Source organism: Moorena producens 3L (genome assembly GCF_000211815.1).
Lineage (GTDB): Bacteria > Cyanobacteriota > Cyanobacteriia > Cyanobacteriales > Coleofasciculaceae > Moorena > Moorena producens.
On sequence record NZ_GL890874.1, the window covers coordinates 23,113 to 42,927 of the forward strand.

Annotated in this window: 13 protein-coding genes and 1 tRNA gene; 8 read left to right on the forward strand and 6 right to left on the reverse strand. The window is 44.9% G+C overall.

The features are described from left to right. Positions 1 to 369: 369 nt before the first annotated feature. The 3 genes from LYNGBM3L_RS12275 to LYNGBM3L_RS12285 all read left to right on the forward strand — a co-directional run bounded on the left by LYNGBM3L_RS12275 (position 370) and on the right by LYNGBM3L_RS12285 (position 2,714). Positions 370 to 1,020 carry a phycobiliprotein lyase gene (locus LYNGBM3L_RS12275; protein WP_008183190.1) on the forward strand — a complete coding sequence of 217 codons (651 nt, stop codon included), beginning with the start codon at positions 370 to 372 and terminating at the stop codon, positions 1,018 to 1,020. Then, the gene (locus LYNGBM3L_RS12280; RefSeq protein WP_008183192.1) at positions 977 to 1,567 is read left to right on the forward strand and encodes a hypothetical protein; all 591 of its coding nucleotides are present in this window, start codon (positions 977 to 979) and stop codon (positions 1,565 to 1,567) included. The genes LYNGBM3L_RS12275 and LYNGBM3L_RS12280 overlap by 44 nt, the downstream gene beginning before the upstream one ends. A 355-nt stretch (positions 1,568 to 1,922) precedes the next feature. Then, complete coding sequence (locus LYNGBM3L_RS12285; protein WP_008183195.1) at positions 1,923 to 2,714, forward strand: phycobilisome rod-core linker polypeptide; 792 nt, start codon at positions 1,923 to 1,925, stop codon at positions 2,712 to 2,714. On the opposite strand, the gene LYNGBM3L_RS12290 is transcribed toward LYNGBM3L_RS12285, so the two are convergent. From LYNGBM3L_RS12290 to LYNGBM3L_RS12300, 3 genes are all read right to left on the reverse strand, one after another. Further along, positions 2,694 to 3,656, reverse strand: coding sequence for an RluA family pseudouridine synthase (locus tag LYNGBM3L_RS12290; protein ID WP_008183196.1), 963 nt, complete (start codon positions 3,654 to 3,656; stop codon positions 2,694 to 2,696). The two genes, LYNGBM3L_RS12285 and LYNGBM3L_RS12290, sit on opposite strands and share 21 nt — an antisense overlap. A 134-nt stretch (positions 3,657 to 3,790) precedes the next feature. Continuing rightward, positions 3,791 to 6,583, reverse strand: coding sequence for a PAS domain-containing sensor histidine kinase (locus tag LYNGBM3L_RS12295; RefSeq protein WP_008183199.1), 2,793 nt, complete (start codon positions 6,581 to 6,583; stop codon positions 3,791 to 3,793). 294 nt (positions 6,584 to 6,877) lie between these two features. Beyond that, entirely contained in the window at positions 6,878 to 7,567 is a 690-nt protein-coding gene (locus LYNGBM3L_RS12300; RefSeq protein ID WP_008183202.1) for a C40 family peptidase, read from the reverse strand. Positions 7,568 to 8,133: 566 nt separating this feature from the next. On the opposite strand from LYNGBM3L_RS12300, the gene LYNGBM3L_RS33905 reads away from it, so the two are divergent. Then, positions 8,134 to 9,213, forward strand: coding sequence for a hypothetical protein (locus tag LYNGBM3L_RS33905; protein ID WP_008183204.1), 1,080 nt, complete (start codon positions 8,134 to 8,136; stop codon positions 9,211 to 9,213). Next, positions 9,203 to 9,448, forward strand: coding sequence for a hypothetical protein (locus tag LYNGBM3L_RS38265; RefSeq protein WP_008183206.1), 246 nt, complete (start codon positions 9,203 to 9,205; stop codon positions 9,446 to 9,448). Before LYNGBM3L_RS33905 ends, LYNGBM3L_RS38265 begins: the two co-directional genes overlap by 11 nt. 182 nt (positions 9,449 to 9,630) lie before the next feature. Here LYNGBM3L_RS38265 and LYNGBM3L_RS12310 read toward each other — a convergent pair. Then, positions 9,631 to 9,719, reverse strand: a tRNA-Ser gene (locus LYNGBM3L_RS12310). 584 nt (positions 9,720 to 10,303) lie between these two features. Between LYNGBM3L_RS12310 and LYNGBM3L_RS12315 the strand changes: the two genes are divergently transcribed. From LYNGBM3L_RS12315 to LYNGBM3L_RS12325, 3 genes are all read left to right on the forward strand, one after another. Further along, positions 10,304 to 11,668, forward strand: a complete 1,365-nt coding sequence (locus LYNGBM3L_RS12315) for a glycosyltransferase (protein WP_008183208.1) — start codon at positions 10,304 to 10,306, stop codon at positions 11,666 to 11,668. A 425-nt stretch (positions 11,669 to 12,093) separates the two neighbouring features. Beyond that, positions 12,094 to 14,382 (forward strand): GumC family protein, encoded by a 2,289-nt coding sequence (locus LYNGBM3L_RS12320; protein WP_008183210.1) that lies wholly within the window; start codon positions 12,094 to 12,096, stop codon positions 14,380 to 14,382. 150 nt (positions 14,383 to 14,532) lie between these two features. Beyond that, positions 14,533 to 16,722 carry a thioredoxin domain-containing protein gene (locus LYNGBM3L_RS12325; protein ID WP_008183212.1) on the forward strand — a complete coding sequence of 730 codons (2,190 nt, stop codon included), beginning with the start codon at positions 14,533 to 14,535 and terminating at the stop codon, positions 16,720 to 16,722. A gap of 28 nt (positions 16,723 to 16,750) precedes the next feature. Here the strand turns inward: LYNGBM3L_RS12325 and LYNGBM3L_RS12330 are convergent, their stop codons facing one another. Together LYNGBM3L_RS12330 and LYNGBM3L_RS12335 are read right to left on the reverse strand one after the other, a co-directional pair. Further along, entirely contained in the window at positions 16,751 to 18,439 is a 1,689-nt protein-coding gene (locus LYNGBM3L_RS12330; RefSeq protein ID WP_071986869.1) for a peptidoglycan D,D-transpeptidase FtsI family protein, read from the reverse strand. 363 nt (positions 18,440 to 18,802) lie between these two features. Continuing rightward, positions 18,803 to 19,336, reverse strand: a complete 534-nt coding sequence (locus tag LYNGBM3L_RS12335; protein ID WP_008183217.1) for a hypothetical protein — start codon at positions 19,334 to 19,336, stop codon at positions 18,803 to 18,805. Positions 19,337 to 19,815: the final 479 nt, after the last annotated feature.

Sequence of the window (19,815 nt, forward strand, 5' to 3'; positions counted from 1 at the left end):
TCGATTCTGTCAAGCAATAAGTAATCAAAGATACAAATTGTAATAAAAATCCGGAAAGGCATTATTTACCCTTGTGCCTGTATGTCTGATAGGCTGAGCTCTTTGAATACCGATCATAAATAAATATTGATGGGGAGATGGGAAGATTTTGATTAAAAGTAATTATTCGGACATGATATTACGCAAAACCTGAGGCCAAACCCACCTATATAGTGGCACAATTCCAGTTAGTATCAGTATATGTAGCGTACCAGCGGAAAAGCTGATGGCTTGGGCATCGATGGCTTGTTTGGAAAAATCTCAGGAATATGCAAAAATTAAAGTTTAAGTAAAATTTAAGTAAAAACTCGGTAAACCAAATACTATAATATGGATCCAATTATTGATGCCATGGAATTTTTCCAGCTCAGTGCTGGCAACTGGCGATCGCAACGCACGACCCATCACCTAGCCTTCCGACAAGCAGAGAAGGGAGAGTTGGACATAAATGTAGCTACCTTAGAGGCTGATCATCCCCAAGTCATTGAACTGTGTGAGCTTCATAAGATTAACCCGAGTTTGGCAGCAGGTGGAGCTTTGGTCAGTTGGCAGGGCACAATGGCTTGGGATCAGAGTGATGACGGTCACAAAGACTCGACGGTGATGGTGGTGGTTCCAGATGCCGACTCTCCTAGAAAAGGTAAGTTATTGCGGGAAAAAGGTTACGCTGAAACCATGCCAGTAGCTGGTCTTTATAAAATGGATGCTCAAGATGGGCTAGTGCTGATTACGGAATATGAAACCATGAGTGCTCATGAGCGTTTCTCGTTTATCACTCCATCTCGGCGGATGCGTACCAGTATAGTGAAACGTTTTGGTGGATTTAGCAGCGCATCATTTTGTATCGAAACCCGGATTGACTCTAATTTAGATAATGGGGCTAGTGCTGGCGCTAATACTGGGGCTAATATTGGCGTGACATCTCAAAAACAACAAAATGTCTTGGCACCGGAAGAGTATTATTCAATCTTGGGCTGGTGATTCCACCATCAGCGATGATCCTTTAATCCGGGGCTACCAGTATCTGAATGCTGTGGGTCAGCTGGCTTTAGACCCAAGTATGGTAGAGATCACTGATAATGTTAAAGAACGCGATCGCATTTATACCTGGATTGGCAATCACATTGATGCCATTAATGGTGAACTCCAGACTTGCCTAGAAGCCTGTCATAGCTGCTATCATGATTCCGGATCTCCCCCAATGCGGATTTTGGCAACCCCTTTAGGGGAAAAGTTTGGTATTGATGGCTTTTGCAACATCTTAGCCACTCCGGCGGTGATATTAATTGATGTCGGACGCATTGCACGGTCTGATTGGTTGAGTATTGTCATCCATGAATATGCCCATGCTCATTTAGGTTCCCCTGGTCACGATCAGCGTTTTTTTGATGTCATTTCCCATCTCTGTTTGGGTCTGGGATTAAAACCGCCACGCTGGCAGTTAGATCTCGAAACTTACCTACGGGATTGGCCAGAGTGTCCATCCAAGACTAATCCACTGTCTTTTTGGATGGGGTATGGAGGGTAGGAGCGATAGGCGAAGGTTAAGCCAGAGCCTAAGGAGGCTATTGTCTAATTCTTTTGGGCTATCCTAATAAATATTAAAAATTATTGCTTTGATTAACGTTTTAATTAATCAAAATTAATAACCTATTCGTGATTGAGGCGATTAACTTAAAAAGGGATACTCAGAGTAATCCCAAAAGAGTACCCTTAGTTGATGAACCGATGACTATTGGCTATTGACGGCTGTCCCGGCTATCACTAGTCGCTTTAGGGATTAAAATATCGATTAAAATATAATTTTTTTATAGACTGACACAGGATTCATTATATATTTGATTAAGGTTTGTAAGATTTTCTAAGAATACGGAGATAAAAACGTGGCTATTCCTTTACTAGGCTACGCCCCTGTGACGCAGAATGCGCGCATAGATGGGTATGAGATACCAGGAGAAGAGCAACCCAGAATTTATTCCACTGAAAACTTGCTCTCCCCCGGGGACATGGATGCCCTAATCGAGGCAGGATACCGTCAGATCTTCTTCCATGCCTTTGCTTCGGATCGTGAACCGTTCCTGGAGTCTCAACTCCGCTTCGGTCAGATCACAGTGCGGGACTTCATTCGTGGGTTGTTGCTTTCTGAAACCTTCAAGACCAGCTTCTATGACAAAAACAGCAACTATCGGGTTGTAGAGCAGTGCGTGCAGCGGGTGCTTGGACGTGATATCTATGGCGAAAGGGAAAAATTAGCCTGGGCAGTTATAATTGCCACAAAGGGTATCCAAGGCTTCGTCGATCAACTGCTCGACAGCGAAGAGTACATGGAGAATTTTGGGTACAACACCGTCCCCTATCAACGGCGTCGAGTGATTCCCGGTCGGCCTCAGGGTGAAACACCATTCAACATCAAATCTCCACGTTACAACGAATACTACCGTGCAGTACTGGGCTTCCCACAAATCATTTGGCAGACCCAGGTGCGCAGTTACGTCCCACAAGACAAGAAGGCCAAGTTAGGGGATCCGTCTCTGTATATGGGCATGGCACGGGAACTGTCTCCCCAAGGCAACACTATCCCACGAATATCAGCTATAAACATCGATTACGAATCCTTAGTGCCATATCGGGCTCAGGAATCTCCGCAAAAGGAACTAGCTGAAGCGAAGTCGTAGCACGTCTAAGAGTTTGATCAAGGCTAGGGGGGGAGGGGCAACAAACTCAATCCACTCCCCAGAAACGGGATGCTGTAGTTGTAGTCGCCAAGCGTGAAGTGCTTGACCCGGTAGATTAACACCGACAGAACGAGCACTGCTGTAAACGGTATCTCCAACAATGGGATGACCAATATAGCTACTGTGGACACGAATTTGGTGGGTGCGACCAGTTTCTAATTGGAAATGCATGAGGGTATAGTTGCCCAGTCGTTCTCGGACTTGCCAATGGGTAATAGCTGGGCGTCCCCCTTTTTCTACTGGCACGACAGCCATTTTCTTGCGGTCTACAGGATGCCGTCCAATCGGTTGGTTAATGGTGCCAGACTCAGCAGACGGAGCACCGTAGACTACACCTAAATATTGTCTTTGAGCAGTTTTGGCTTGGAGTTGGGCTTGTAGATGTCCATGAGCCTGGTCAGTTTTTGCGATCGCAATTGCACCAGTTGTATCCTTATCCAAGCGGTGGACAATCCCTGGACGCTGAACACCACCAATACCTGTAAGTTTAGGGCAGTGGGCTAAAAGGGCATTGACAAGAGTACCACTTTCATGGCCAGGTGCGGGATGAACTACCAAACCAGCAGGTTTATTGATAATAATCAGAACGTCATCTTCATAAAGAATGTCTAAGGGGATGACTTCCGGTTGTAATTCCAGGGGTTTGGGGTCAGGAATGGTTAAGGAGATCCGATCGCCTAGCTGAACTTTAGCTTTTTTTGAGATACACACGTGATCATTCACTTGCACGTTGCCTTGTTCAATCAGCTTCTGGATACGAGAGCGAGACAAGTCAGGTGTTTGTTGGGCAATATAGCTGTCAAGGCGATAACTGGGAGTGGAACCAGTAGACTTGCTAGTTTCCTGAACTTGCAAGAATTTGATAGAAAGCTGAGGGGTCATTGTTGAGCGTTGATTGTCAACCGAACTGAGAATTAGGAATACAGAAGACTTTAATTATGTATTCATTATCAATAATTAACAATTAACTAAAGCCGATCAACTATTGTAGAAGTGATTAACCGGATTTGATATTATTAATTATTTGGGTTCGTAGCAAAGTGCAGCGGTAGGGTAACCGTAAATGTAGTTCCCACCCCAACTTCACTGTTTACAGCAATTGTACCCTCGTGCAAGTCTAAACATTTTTTGACAATTGCTAAACCCAGTCCAGTCCCAGGGATGCTGCCAACATTACTTGCTCTTTCAAAGGACTCAAATAGTTGATATTGGTCTTTTTTAGGAATACCGATCCCCTGATCTTGGACCTGGATTACTGCGGTCGAAGAATTGCAATTGAGTTCAAATTTGATAGTACCTCCTTCTGGAGAATACTTAATGGCATTTAAGAGCAAATTGTTAACGACATGACTCAAAAGTCTTTCATCGATTAGGACATCTTGGCAACTACCATGACTAAGGAATATCAGGTTATGGTTAAAACCCAGGTTAATTTTGATATTTTCGAGTATGTCCTGACACAAAGCAACTAAATCCATGGGTTCTGGCTCAAACTTGAGTTTCCCGGCATCGGCTTTCCCAATGGTTAGAACATCATCCAAAAGTTGAGTCATCCGGAGCACAGCATGCTGGATTTTATCATGGTGCTTCAGTTTTTTCTCAGCGGACAATTTTTGCTCATAGCGTTGCAGCATTTGAGCAGAAGATTGAATGGTAGTCAGGGGCGTACGAAACTCGTGAGAAACTAATGAAACGAAACCTGAGCGGAGTTGACCGAGTTCTTTTTCCTTAGCCAATGCCTTACGAATATCTGCTTCTGCTTGCTTGAGTTCAGTGATATCCCTTCCCACCGCCTGGCATTCTATAAAGTGGCCATGTTCATCAAACATAGCTCGATCACTCCACTGCTGCCAGCGAATTTCTCCAGAGTCGAGAAGAACTCGGTGTTCGTAAGTGTTGATCGGATTCTCTACAGAAAGAGAACGGAAGTTCCGGGTCACAATGTCTTCGTCTTCCGGAGGCATTTTTGGCAAAAATACTTGCCCTACTAATTCAGATCGGTCTTTGCCAAAATAGCGGCAGTAAGCATCATTGACAAACGTTAGGGTGCCATCAAGTTTCAACCGACAGATCAGTTCAGTTTGATCTTCAATGATGGCACGAAATCGTTCTTCACTGTGTCGCACCGCCTCCTCTGCCTGCTTGCGTTCTGTAATGTCTTCAACCATGCTCAAAATACACAGGATTTCTCCTGCTTGATCTCGCATAGCCATCATGGTTAAATTACCCCAGAGGGTATCTTGATTCTTTTTTAGGTAACGTATTTCTAACTTAAAACTATCAATTTCTCCTTGTATGACCTGCTTAATATAAGGCTTGGCTTTTTCTAGGTCTTCAGGATGAGTAATTGCCAAACCATTGAGAGCCATTAGTTCAGACTTGGTGTATTCGAGCATTTCATAAAAAGCCCGATTCACCTGAATAAACTGATAATCCAAATCTGAAAGTGACATTCCGATAGGTGCTTCATCAAACACCCTTCCAAATTGGGCATCTTTCTCGTCTAAAGCCGCTGCTGTATTTAGTCTCAATTGCTGATAGGCTTGGCGTAGTTCTACCTCTGCCTGCTTGCGCTGGGTAGTATCTTGGATAATCCCGATAACTTGATAAATATTTCCTTGCTCATTTAGCAGGGGAATATAGGTAGCAAGGACAGTGAGTTCACCAACCTCTGGCAAAGTCAGAGTAAGTTCTTCGACTTGTGGTGTACGGGTTTCCACAGCCTTTTGTAGCAGTTTCACATAGATATCCTTAAATACAGGTGGATAGATTTCCTCGTCAGTGTGACCCAGTAGTGGTGAATCAGACACTCCAGTAAGCTTAACGCCTTGTTGATTGATAAACTGGAGCCGCCGCTGGGCATCATAGATCATAAATGTACCGGGGAAATTATCCACTGCTAGGCGAAATCTTTTTTCGCTCAGGCGTAATGCCTCTTCTGCCTGTTTGCGCTCCGTGATGTCAACAATTAACCCCAGCACACGATTGAGATTACCCGAACTATCTAGGTAAAACTGTCCTTTGTTCTCAACCGTGATGTATGTGCCATCCTTCTTACGGATCCGATACTCAAGATGAATAGGCTCCTTAGTGACAATCACCCGTTCTATGGTGTGTCGGTATCGTTCTAAATCATCAGGATAAATTAATTCATCCCACCCTTGCCTAGTGTTGGTGAGTTCTCCTGGGTAATAACCCAATACTTGTTCAATATTGTGACCCCAAATCAATTCATTTGTCTGGGTATTCCATTCGTAGAGCAACTGACCACTGATTTTACTAACCGCTTCATAGCGATAAAGCCATTCGGTTAATAGAGCAAAGTAATTTTTGAAGTTTTGCTGATCTCGATTCAGATTTTCACAGCCCTTACTACCTTCATAGGAGCCAGTAGAGTTACCATCGTCCAATCCAGATTTTAGCTCTTTAATGCTAGTGATATCTTTAGCAACAGCATAGAAAAGACCCTGTTCATCCTGTGAAATTCTCCAAGCCAGCCAACGCAAGCTACCATCTTTGTGGTAAATTCTATTCCGGTATTCGACTAGTTTTCCTTGACCACAATCACGAAGGGCATTGAGAGTAACTTCCCGATCTTCTGGATAAATCCACTCAATCCAAGGTCGCGATCGCAATTGGGAGCAAGTCCAACCTAGAACCTTTTCCCAAATCGGATTGAGTTGTTGAAAATATCCGTTTTGACCAAAGGTGCATAATAGATCAAGTGATAAAGAAAACAAGATCTTTAGGGCGGACTCTGCCTCTGCCATTGTTTCAGTACTTTTTATGTGAGACTGAGTGGTGTTCATTGCTGGGCTCGATCCGTCAGAAATTCTACAGATAAGCTAGGGATACATCTACCCACAGTCTTCCCTCAATAATCAGTATAATCACAAGATCATCAGCAGGAGTATTTTAGAAAGCTCAGAAGATTTCTCTAAGGAAAGGAAATTTTGAGGACATTTTGTGGTAATATTTTTTAGTCTTTTGCCCTGAAGCCCTGCTGAGAGCTTTACAGTAAGCCTGATTGGCATGTTCTCTTCGAGCAGTACCGTCCTAGATAACTGTGCTAGATAATTGGGCTAGATAATTGGGCTAGGTGACTAGGGCTGATAACTTGCCACAACTCGCCCAGCTCCGTAGCGCTGTCGGTAATAATACTTTGTTATCTCATCCCCTTGTTCTGAAAGCTGGTCAATTGCAATCCCATTACGACCATGATCAATACCCGAACTATGAATGTAATCACCATCACCTAGATACAATCCTACATGGTTCACTTTTTGGGCGGTAGCGAAAAAGACCAAATCTCCTGGTTGTAATTCCTCCATTCTAATGGTTTGGGTGAAAGCTGCTTGCTGATAGGAATCTCTGGGTAACCAAATCCCCGATGCTGCAAACGCTGCTTGCATCAACCCTGAACAGTCATAGTTGGGAGCTACTGTACCCCCCCAAAGGTAGTAGGGATTTTGGTGCATTGCTGCTTTAGTAAACCCAATCACCGCTTTTATTCGTGCTTGGATTTGAGCTGGAGACAGAGAAATGGGGCGATAAGGAGTGTTAGCTATGTCCAGTAGAGCCAAATCCGACACAGGCAACCAACCAGAATAGTTATCTTCGCACAGACATACTTCTAAGGCATTACCGACAGGTGGGACAGACTTGACCCACAAGTGCCTTCCCGTAGCTGCTTGTGTTGTTAAACGCTTACAGTTGGGCGAATCATAGAGGTTGAGATTAGCAAGACAGTAGTATTCCAAATCATTGGCTCGTAATTGCTCAAGCAAAACCATAGTATAGGAAGCGGGAACTCACACTCAGATTATGGTCCTTTTCTAGAAGGATAAACAACTAGGAAGATTAAGCAGCGAAATCAACCGTTGCCCCAAGAGCCACCTTTCCCTAACTACCTCATGATCAAATTACTCTGATCGAGCGCCTCAGGAGCTGGCAAGTGGACTTACCCCACTCAGAGGAAAAATCAGGGGCCAACGCCAATCGGTAATTTCCGATCGGGCAACCGGAAATAGAGAATTGCAGAGGTTTTACAGGTGTAGATGCCTAAGTCCTGTGTTAGTGATGTTTACGCAGGGCAAAACTAAAAGCCAAAATGAGGTTATTCTGCTCTTTGTATCTGGTAAAGTTCAAGGGATGAGTAGACTATCCTAGGATAGGGTTCAAATTTTTGAGTACCTGACCTGATCTGATGTGACTAGCAGCTACAAGTTACTGACCAAGAACTATAACTTTTAGCTTTTGGCTAACTGCTAAGTTTGTTACCCCTAACCAGTCACCAAGTAGTTTTTGAGGAGTGAGTGTGAAGAGTAATTTTCCTAAGACCCTTTCGATCCAACTGAGTATGGCAGTATTGACGATGGTCAGTTACCAGCTGTCTGCTACTGCTGAAACACCTCGCTATAATTCATCGGTAAAGCAATTTACCCAGACAGCAGCAGCCGTCAGACCTGAGCAATTAGCAGCAACTTCCACCATCACAGTTGACCCTAATCGATTTAATCCGGAAACTACACAAACTCCTAAAAATATATTCAGACCAACTAGTCTGCCATCAGGGAATCTCAACACTATCACTGACCATCGAGCTAATTCCCGTTTAGGGCAATTGGACAGGATAGGAGCAGCGGTTCGTGCCAGTAAGTCGGTAGGGTCTCCTAGTGAATTAGTCAACCGCTCCCAATTCAATGGCTCAGTTGCACCAATTGCTGACTATACAGTCAGACAGAAGCAGGTACCATTAGCCAATTTAGAAACTATCCAGGAGTATCCTGCTGATCCCCCCAAACAAGAGCTAGAACCGATCACTGAGGAATACCAAACACCTTCTCAAGAGTTTAATAATCCTGTGGTAGCTCCACCGAGACCAGGGACTTTAGCTACATCTGTGGCAGCTCTAAAAATACAACTAGATCAAGCCACCTCTGACACCTCACCAGCCATCTCCTATGAAGTAGGCACCCCTGTAGCTCAGAGAAATATTGATCCTACTGGCAACAGCCTTGGGGTTGGAAACTATGTTGGAATTGGCGGTCATATCGGTTTTACTGATGATGGCACCAATATTGGTCGAGGTGGCTTTATGATTAACGGCAAATATGATTTATCCCCCACCTTATCAGTTCGTCCTAGCATACTAATCAATGATGATGCTACCTTTGTGATCCCAGCTACTTACAACTTTATTTTCCAGGATGAACCGTTTGAGCCGCCTACTTACTCAGCTTTCGCTGGTGGTGGTTTGGCTTTTTCTACAGGTGATGACAACAATGTGGGTTTAATCGTTACTGGTGGTGTTGATTGGCCATTTGGACCCAATTTTGTGGCCAATGCTGCCTTAACTACTGGAATTTTTGTTGATGGTGCCGCAGATCTCGGAATTTCCTTTGGCATTGGTTATAGCTTCTCTAACTTTGGCAAGTAGAAAAGGGACAAATATAGCAGAAGTCAGAAGTCAGAAGTCAGAAGTCAGAAGTCAGAAGTCAGAAGTCAGAAGTCAGAAGTCAGAAGTCAGAAGTCAGAAGTCAGAAGTCAAACTCTTGCGCTTCTTGATGCAAAGCGCGAGTGGGGGAAACCCCCAAGACCGTAATGGTGCGCTTGACCTTGGCGAATTAAATTCGCCACGGGTCGCACCTCTGCATCGCTTACAAAGGGTGTGAGACTAATGTCGATGTCCTAACTGCCCTGGCGACTGCTATATAAGCAAAGGAGGGATAAGATTCAGTAATGACCCATCTTATCCCTCCTTTTTTACAAGGATCTAGGTAGACTGCTTCCCCAAGCAAGGAAAGTTGGATTTTTGCCAAAAGTAGATTTTTGCAAGTTAGTTGATGATACTCAACGGAGAGGGAGGGATTCGAACCCTCGGATAGGCCTGAACCTATCAACAGATTAGCAATCTGCCGCTTTCGACCACTCAGCCACCTCTCCAAGGTGGTGTCAATCCATAATAGCACATTTTTGAGGTTGTCAACTGCTAGTAATGTAAATTTTCTGATTAGAAACCATGAGCGATCGCTCACACCACTGCAATAGGAAAATGCAATACGAAAATTTATGATGACTCTCGGACTCTCCCAATCTCTGTCTTGATGCAAAGCGCGAGTGGGGGAAACCACGGCAAAGCGCGAGTGGGGGGAACCCCCAAGACCGTAATGGTGCGTTTGACCCGTAATTAAATTCGCCACGGGTCGCACCTCTGCCTCCCCAAGACCGCCCTGCATCGCTGAGAGATCTACTATTTTTAAGTGAGGGAGATTCAGCCTAATACGTGGGTGAAAGCCCAGAAGCATCTTGAATCTGAAAGTATACCATATAATGTCCCCACTTAAGTTATAATTTATATAAATAAATTGTTAAAAATTTACTTCTGTTCACTGATGTGTTAAGCACACCTGAGAGGTTAAAATTTGTTAAGTGAGTGTGTAAAAGCTCGACGCTGAGGGTTTAGCCGGATAGAGGTCAGACTCCCCATACCTGAAAACCTTCTGTAAGCTCCAACATCAAAAAAGCCTATGAATACGAAAAATACACAGCACATTGCTCTGATCTCCGTTCACGGAGATCCAGCGATAGAAATCGGTAAGGAAGAAGCTGGAGGACAGAATGTGTATGTGCGCCAAGTGGGTGAAGCTCTTGCTAAGCAAGGGTGGCAGGTCGATATGTTTACTCGCCTCTCCAGTTCCAATCAAGCCACAATTGTTGAACATACTCCAGGTTGTCGCACTATTCGCCTAACTGCTGGTCCAAAAGCATTTGTGCCACGGCAGGAGATTTTTGAATACTGTGGTGAGTTTTTAAGCCAATTGCTTGAGTTTCAGGAGCAATCAGGCATTGACTACTCAATAGTACATACAAACTACTGGCTTTCAGCTTGGGTAGGTATGGAGTGGAAGAAGCGTCAATCCCTTCTTGATGCAATAGCGAGTGGGGGAAACCAACGGCAGTCGCTCATGGGGGGAACCCCCAAGACCGCGCTGCCTCCCCAAGACCGCGCTGCATCGCTCATTCAAGTTCACACCTATCACTCCCTAGGCGCAGTTAAATACGAGTCAGTAGAAACAATTCCGAAGATTGCTGCTACTCGCTTGGAGATAGAAAAAGCAGTGCTAGAAACATCAGAACGCATTGTTGCTACATCTCCCCAAGAAGAAGAACACATGCGTACGCTAGTTTCAAGTAAGGGCGACATTGATATTATTCCCTGTGGCACCGACATTGACAGATTTGGCAAGATTAACCGCTTAGAAGCACGGCAAAAACTTGGGCAAAGCCCTGAAAACAAAATCATCTTTTACCTGGGAAGGTTTGACGAACGCAAGGGCATTGAAACCCTAGTTCGAGCTGTTGGTTGCTCCCAGTTACGGGGTGATGCTAACTTAAAGCTGATTATTGGTGGTGGTTCTCGTCCCGGAGAGAAAGATGGTATGGAACGCGATCGCATTGAAGGGATTGTAGCTGAATTGGAACTGCAAACTATCACTACATTTCCTGGACGCATTGCTGATGAACTACTGCCAGCTTATTATGCTGCAGCTGATGTTTGCATAGTACCAAGTCACTACGAACCTTTTGGTTTAGTTGCCATCGAAGCCATGGCTAGTGGCACCCCTGTAGTAGCTAGTGATGTCGGTGGTCTTCAGTTTACCGTTGTATCTGAAGAAACTGGCTTACTGGCACCACCCAAAGATGCTAGTGCTTTTGCGGCTGCTATCGACCGGATTCTCTCGGATCACGACTGGAAAAATCAACTTGGTTTAGGGGCAAGAGCAAGGGTAGAACATATGTTTAGCTGGAATGGTGTTGCCCATCAGCTGAGTCAGCTCTATAAGAGCTTGCTGGAAGCAAAATCCGAGAATTTGGCAACAACTAGTGCCTGAAATCTATTGGGCACATTCATTCCCTGGCAATCAGGATAGATCTCAAAGGTTAAAGGATAAAGTTAGGACGCTACTATTCCTTTTGCCTTTTTCGTTAATCCTATTCATCCTGATGGGTGGCATAACTCTTGTATCTGTAAATTGGGAAAGTTTGGTAAATTGGATATCCTCTATTTTGTTGGCGATCGCCTCTTGCTGAGGAATGATATTACATGAACTTTCTTGTTTTCACCTTCAAGCAAGGAAAATTAAAGGTTATTGCTGTTCGCGTAGCGTAGCCCTTCGGGCTAATCGATACTGATCACAATCAACCGCGTTCATCATTGCCTCTGTTGCTGTAACTATCATGTAACTAGGGTTTATGCATCCTACCAGTTATCCAATCTCCAATTCCCAATCCCCAAGTACCAAGAAGAACTTGAATTATGGGTTCCCAAGGAGCTTATAAGCCGTCCCTATCTAACCATAGTGGTCAACAGCAGTATCGATCTTCTCCACAACTAACGGGGGGAGCCTATGAGTTGGAAGCCAGCAAACTCGATCTGCGTCGTATATTAGCTGCTGCTCGTCGTCGAGCTGTCCTGATGGCAGGGGTGGCCCTTACTGTGACATCGGGAATTATTGCCAAAACCTTAAGTGCAGTTCCGATCTATGAAGGCAAATTCCAGCTGTTACTCGAACCCAGCTCTGGTGAAGACCCGTTGGAGTTGCAGGGCAAACCCGGGGTAAATAGCATTGCTGCTCCAACTACAAGTTTCGACTATGACACTCAAATTCAGCTATTAAGCTCTCCTCAGGTTATGTCTGAGATTGTGGAGCAAATTCAAACCCAATATCCAGAAATAAACTATCATACTCTCCGGGAAGGAATCATGGTATCCCGACTGCGAGAAACCAAAATTTTAGAAGTTGCCTACCAAGATTCAGACCCGGAAAGAATTCAATTTGTTTTGGAAAAGGTTGCTCTCGGATACATCGAGTACTCTAAGCAACAACAACAGGCTAGCATCAGACAAGGCATTCAATTTGTCTCGAATCAGCAGCCTAAAATACAAGGGCAAATTAATCAGCTCCAGCTACAACTCCAGCAACTCCAGCAGAAGTACAACCTGATTAATCCACAACTTCAGGGTCAACTGTTGACAAATCGGGTCAATGCTATTGTCGAACACAGAAAAGCTACCCAAACTCAGCTCCGAGAAACGATTATACTGTATGGGAAACTCAAAGGTCAGTTGGGGCTATCGTCACAGCAAGCGGAAGCAGTAGCTAAGCTTATAGAAACACCCCGTTATCAACAATTGCTCAGCCAACTTTCTAACCTAGAAAGTCAGATGGTGTTGGATTTGGCACAATTCAAGGAAAACCAATCTACCTTTGACGGATTAAGGCAACAACAGCAAAATTTACTCCCCCTGTTAAGTCAGGAAGCAGAAAGGGTGATGACTAGCCGTATTCAGGAGTTTGGTGGCAATCCTCAATCGGCTTCTTCAAGTACACTTCGCCTCAATTTGATTCAGCAGCTAGTAGAGACGGCGAACCAAATCAAGGTTTTAGAGATGCGCCAGGCCGCCATCACTAAAGGGGAAAGTCTGATGAGTGAACAACTCAAACAACTAGCTGTGATTGCCAATCGATATACAGAACTCAAGCAGAAGATTGAGGTAGCAACAGAAAGCCTCAACCGCTTTGAGTCAGTTCGGGAAACTTTGGAACTTGAGTCAGCTAAAACCAGCATCCCTTGGCAGACAATTGTCGAGCCGCAACAACCTCAAAAACCAATATCCCCCAATTTGCCTGATACTTTGCTCCTAAGTGCAGTAGCAGGGATAGTTGCAGGTGCCACAGCTGGGTTTTTAGCAGAAAAGTTACATCACTTACTGAACAGCACCGACGATATAAAAGAGTATACTCGCTTACCAATATTAGGCACAATCCCCTTTAACAAAGAACTCCAGAAATCCAATACCGTTACTGGTGTGGGCATAATACCTGAGCCGGAAGCCTCAGCTCCACAACTCGGCGTGGGATCTGGTAGTTACCAGATTTCTCCTGTTTTAGAGGCCTTTCGCTCTCTTCAAGTTAATCTCCAATGTCTGTATTCTGAGAAACCCATTAGCGCTATAGTGGTAAGTTCTGCTGAACCAGCAGATGGTAAATCCACTACAGCTATATTTTTAGCCCTGGCAGCAGCAGCAATGGGGCAAAAGGTTTTACTGGTGGATGCTAATCTGCGCTTTCCTCAGATTCATCAAAAAATGGATTTACCTAATTTGTGGGGACTGAGCGATGTTCTTTCTAGCGAAATCAAGGTTGATGATGTGATTCAGCGATCGCCTCTGGAGGAAAATCTCTGTGTCCTAACTGCTGGTCAAATTTCCACCGACCCCACCCGACTTCTCAATTCCCCAAAGATGCAGAATTTAGTTCAATATCTCAAAGAGCGGTTTGAGCTGGTAATTTTTGATACCCCTCCCCTACTTGGTCTGGCGGATGCAAGACTTCTGGAGCCTAATACCGATGGGATATTGATGGTCGTAGGTTTAGGTAAAGCTAACCAAGTTTTGTTTAAAGAAGCTCTCTCGGAATTGAGAATTGCTCATAGCACAGTATTGGGTATAGTTGCTAATGGTTTAAAAGGTTACACAACCAGAGCCTATGATTACTATCATTATTACTTCGGTAATACTCTTGAGGAAACCAAAGTTTCATAGTGATTGGTCATTGGTGATTGGTGATTTTTAACAACCCTAAGAACAAAGAGTGAATCATAAAGGAATAACGACAAATAACTAACGACAAATACATCAATGATTAAGTACTCACCAAGGTAGACTTAAGATGAAGCGACTACTGAAGCTGTCATGACTAACCGCCTTGCCCAATCCCAAAGCCTTTATCTACGTAAGCATGCTGAAAATCCGATCGATTGGTGGCCTTGGTGTGAAGAAGCGCTATTAACAGCTAAAAAACAAGATAGGCCAATTTTCCTGTCTATCGGTTACTCTAGCTGCCACTGGTGTACGGTGATGGAGGGCGAAGCGTTTTCCAATCAGGCAATTGCCGAGTATATGAATGCTAATTTTCTTCCGATTAAGCTAGACCGGGAAGAAAGGCCGGATATTGATAGCATTTACATGCTAGCATTGCAGATGATGACAGGTCAAGGAGGCTGGCCCCTTAATATTTTCCTGACACCCGATGACTTGGTACCCTTTTATGGAGGTACCTACTTCCCACTGGAACCACGCTACGGACGACCGGGGTTTTTGCAGTTGCTCCAATCAATTCGTCGCTTCTATGATTTAGAAAAAGGCAAGCTTAACACTTTCAAAGAAGACATCCTGGGATACCTCCAACAGGCAGCAGTACTACCCGAATCAGAGCAGCTTGGTGATGATTTGCTCTTTATCGGTGGGCAAGTTAGTGTGGGTGTCGTTAATGCTCTTAATCCAGGTCCACGTTTCCCAATGATTCCCTATGCCAGTATGGCACTACGGGTTACTCGCTTTGATTGGGCATCGGAGTATAACCCAGAGCAGGCTTGTGCAAAGCGGGGACTAGACTTAGCTAAGGGCGGTATTTACGATCATGTCGCTGGGGGTTTTCATCGCTACACAGTTGACCCCACTTGGACAGTACCCCACTTTGAAAAAATGCTCTATGACAATGGGCAGATTATGGAGTACTTGGTAGATTTGTGGAGTGCAGGGATTCAGGAAGCCGCTTTTAAACGAGCGATCGCAGGAACAGTTCAATGGCTCAAGCGCGAAATGACCGCTCCAGAAGGTTTCTTTTATGCTGCTCAAGATGCAGATAATTTCGCGACCCCAGCAGACACTGAACCTGAAGAAGGGGCGTTTTATGTCTGGAGTTATTCAGAACTAGAACAACTGCTAACCCCATCGGAGTTGAAAGCAATTGAGGAGGAATTTACTCTGACCAAAGAGGGCAACTTTGAAGGCAAGAATGTATTGCAGCGCCGTTACCCAGATCAGTTTTCCCAGAACACTGAAGCTGCTTTGGCTAAACTGTTTGAAGCACGTTATGGTGCCAAACCGAATCTCCTGGAAACCTTTCCACCAGCCAAGACTAATCAAGAGGCAAAAACCCGGAACTGGCTCGGTAGAATTCCACCAGTAACAGACACCAAAATGATTGTTGCCTGGAATAGCTTAATGATTTCTGGTCTAGGGCGAGGCTATAGTGTGTTCCATGAACCGGACTATTGGCAACTAGCAACAGTTGCTGCTCAATTCATCCTCAACAATCAATGGGTAGCAGGACGATTCCACCGACTAAACTATGATGGTCAACCGGCAGTGCTGGCTCAGTCTGAGGATTATGCCTTGTTTATCAAAGCTCTACTGGATTTACATCAGGCAAGTTTGTCAGTAGAACACGCTTCACCAGTTAAACAACCTTGGCCAAAAGGCCACGCTACGCAAACAACAGTTGAACGTTCAAACCTGCTACCGACCAACCTTCAACCGACCAACCTTCAACCGACCAACCGGCAACCGACCAACCTGTCACCGGCCAGTTGGCTAGAGAAAGCTATTAAGGTTCAGGAGGAGTTTGATGAATTGCTGTGGAGTGTCGATAATGGTGGTTACTATAATGCTGCCACTGACCCTAGTGATCAACTGTTAGTACACGAGCGTAGTTATACCGATAATGCCACACCATCTGCCAATGGGGTAGCGATCGCAAACCTAGTACGTCTGGCTTTACTTACTGAAGATCTCCGATACCTTGACCGAGCAGAGCAAGCCTTGAAAGCATTTAGTAGCGTGCTCAACACATCCCCTCAATCCTGTCCCAGTATATTTACTGCTTTAGATTGGTACCGCAATTGCACTCTGATTCGCGCTGGCGCTGACCAACTTACCTCCCTGATCTGTGGGTATTTCCCCGTCAGTGTTTATCAATTAGATACCCATCTGCCAGATTCAGTTATTGGTTTAGTTTGTCAGGGACTTAGTTGTAAACCAGCAGCAACTAACACTGATCAGTTATTAGCACAGGTGCGGACAAGTCAAACCAGAGCTTGAACTCTAGTCATTTTAAAACCGAGTTTTCCTACTGCCGGAAATTTTGAGATGATGGTGGAATTCGCTCAATGGAAATCAGTGCTTCTATAACTGATTTGACTAATGGTGCAGCTACGGTAGAACCAAAGGCAATGCCTTGGGGTTCATCGACTACTGCTAAGATTACATAGCGGGGAGATTCTACGGGCAAAATTCCCACAAAGCTAGTTATCTTGGCATCGCTGTAATAGCCGCCAGTAGGACTGGCTTTCTGAGCCGTACCGGTCTTACCAGCAATCCGATAACCAGCAATGCGGGATGCCTTTCCAGAACCATCGGTTACTACAGTTTCCATCATTTCCACCACTGTCCGAGTAGTGTTGGGGGAAAATACTCGTCTCGGTACCGGACGCCGTGGTTGCCAGTGGGGATTCCCTTTGGTGTCAAACAATCCCCGAACCACATGGGGAGTCACTAGCTTACCACCATTGGCAAGGGCACCTAGCATCTGAGTTAGCTGAATTGGGGTTAAGGAAAAACCTTGACCAAAGGAAGCCGTAGCTGGTTCAATTGGCGAAACTTTAAACTTGTACTTACTTTTGAGCTGTCCAGCGGTCTCAGCTGGTAACTCAATTCCTACTTTTTGCTTTAAGCCTAGCTTCTCTAACCAGTCATAGTAAACCTCAGGTTTCATCTTTCTGATCATCCGCACCATGCCCACATTGCTGGAATGTTGCAGAATCTTGCTGGGATTGATCATGCCCCGAGCGCCTACTGATTTATAGTCATGGTTGAGAATCGGCCATGCGCCAATTTGAATCTTGCCAGTGTCGTTGAACAAGCTTTGGGCTGTAATGGTACCAGTTTCTAATGCGATCGCAACGTTTAGGGGTTTGAATGTAGAACCAGGCTCATACAAGTCTGACAGCGCCCAATTTTTAAACAAACTCACATCGAATTTGGAGTACTGATTGGGGTTGTAGGTTGGCTCACAAACTAGGGCTAACAAGGAACCATTGTGTACATTCATCACTATGATACTGCCACGCTCTGCATTAAACTTCTTGATGGTTTGCTTGAGGGCAGAGCGAGCCGCTCGTTGCAGGCGAGTATCGATAGTTAGTTGTAGCCGCAGGTCATCAAGGTGCATGAATCCTTCTGGCACATGACCTGGCATCAAGGCTCCATTCCCAGCACGGCTCAGTCGGATGTTTCGGATCTCCCGTTCTAGGAACTTTTCTTGGGTGTATTCTAGACCCGCTTGACCCCGATGATCGAAAATGTTTACATAACCCACCACATCCGATGCCAATTCATTTTGGGGATAAAAGCGGGAGTATTGTCGAATCAACTCTAAACCATCTAAGTTCAACCGAGAAATTTGGTCAGCGATCGCTTCTGGGATCGTATTGCCCAAGCGAATACCACTCTTGCGTTTACCGAACCGCTCCTCCAAATCTGTTGGTGTTTTTTTGATCATCGGAGCCAGCAAAGCAGCAATTTCCTGTAAGGATTTTTTGAACAACTTCGGGTGAGCATACAATGTATAGACAGGTCGGTCGATGGCTAAAACATTCCCCTTCCGGTCAACAATAGGACGGCGAGGTACAAACGGCCGCATATATACCATTTGCTGCCGCCGTGCTTTTTCCTCTAGGGACGATCCCTCTGAAACTTGCAAACGGTATAAATTTAGCAACAGCCCACTGCCGCCTGCCATCATTATTACCCATATCATTAGCAGTCTCAAACGGTTGTTTCCCAGTGACTTACCGGGTTTCATAGGGGTTTACGTGACTATCATTGTTTAACAAATATACCTAAATAAATATACTTAAACAGACACACTTAAGTGACATACTCCCGACACTGGCCTATCGGCACAGTGCGGGCTTCTTACCAACACCACCCAAAGGTATCGGCTTTCGCCGACGCTGCGCGAACGGTTACTCGGTAAGCTTTATTAACGACACGGGATGCCCCTCCGCGCCGGAACAATACAAAAAGTCTTGCTTTTAGTTGGCAGGTGGCGGTTAGCTCTTAATTTATCTTCCCTACCATCTCTAGTCTATCACATTAGACCCTATGCCTAGGCACAAAACTAGTAACCCAGGGGTGTTATTTTCTTGGGTTTTGGCTCAGGAGGTTTGGTGAAAGCGGTAAATGGCTGGCGCTGAGGACGTTCAGGAGCTCGTTTCATAAAAATTGTATTACTTGGATTGGGAGTAACCAGCCCTGTAGCTGGATTTTCAGCCTGTTGAGCGAGTTGATCTTTGATCACTTCCGTTGTTGCTGTCATATTGCGCTCATCTCTTTGCAGCTCCTCTAGCTTACGATACTCTTGGCTCCATTGTTGCTGGCTGTAAACTGTCCAAGAATAAACCGTGACCGCAGTAGCAATTAGTGTAAATGTTACTAGATCTGAGCCACGTTTTAATAATAGTAAGGCTTTCAACAAAAATGGTGTTTGCTGCTGCAAAACACTCAGGTTTTCAACCTTTGGCTTAGGGTTTTTCGGTGACATCATAGTATGTGTGGGAGGTCGTGCTATCCTGGAACGTTTGTCTTTTGAAATAGCCAATGATTGCTGAGACCGATTTCTTTGAGTGCGAGCAGAGGGAGGAACAGCATTCATAAAAAACTCCTTAGTTATTGGAAACACCTATGGCAAACCGGTAACTTTTAATCAGGGCAGGAAAACTATCTGATGGCCGAGACTACTGACTGACTTTCTGATGGTGAACCAGAACAGGTGCAGTTCTTAACTGTTTCGGGGTTTGAGCCCGTGACAATGCCTATCCTTTGCCGTTGAAGCAAGACGTAACCAATGCCCATGCTAAAGTTACTGGCGGTAGATTCCTCCCCGTTTAAAGACCTAGTTCTAGAGCAAAGAAGTGGATATTTGACCCTAAGCTAGGAACCTTAACCCTTACCAGTAACCTAGACCTCTGAGGTCTTAGGCTGGTCAGCTAACTCAAGAAGCGCTGCTAACCAGGATTAACTTGGTAGCAGTTATTACTAGCTAGAAAGATGATGCTAGAACGCAACTATCTTAGCATCAGCTCAGATTCAGGAGGAATCCTTAGTTAGCGACAGACGGGGATTTGTGATACC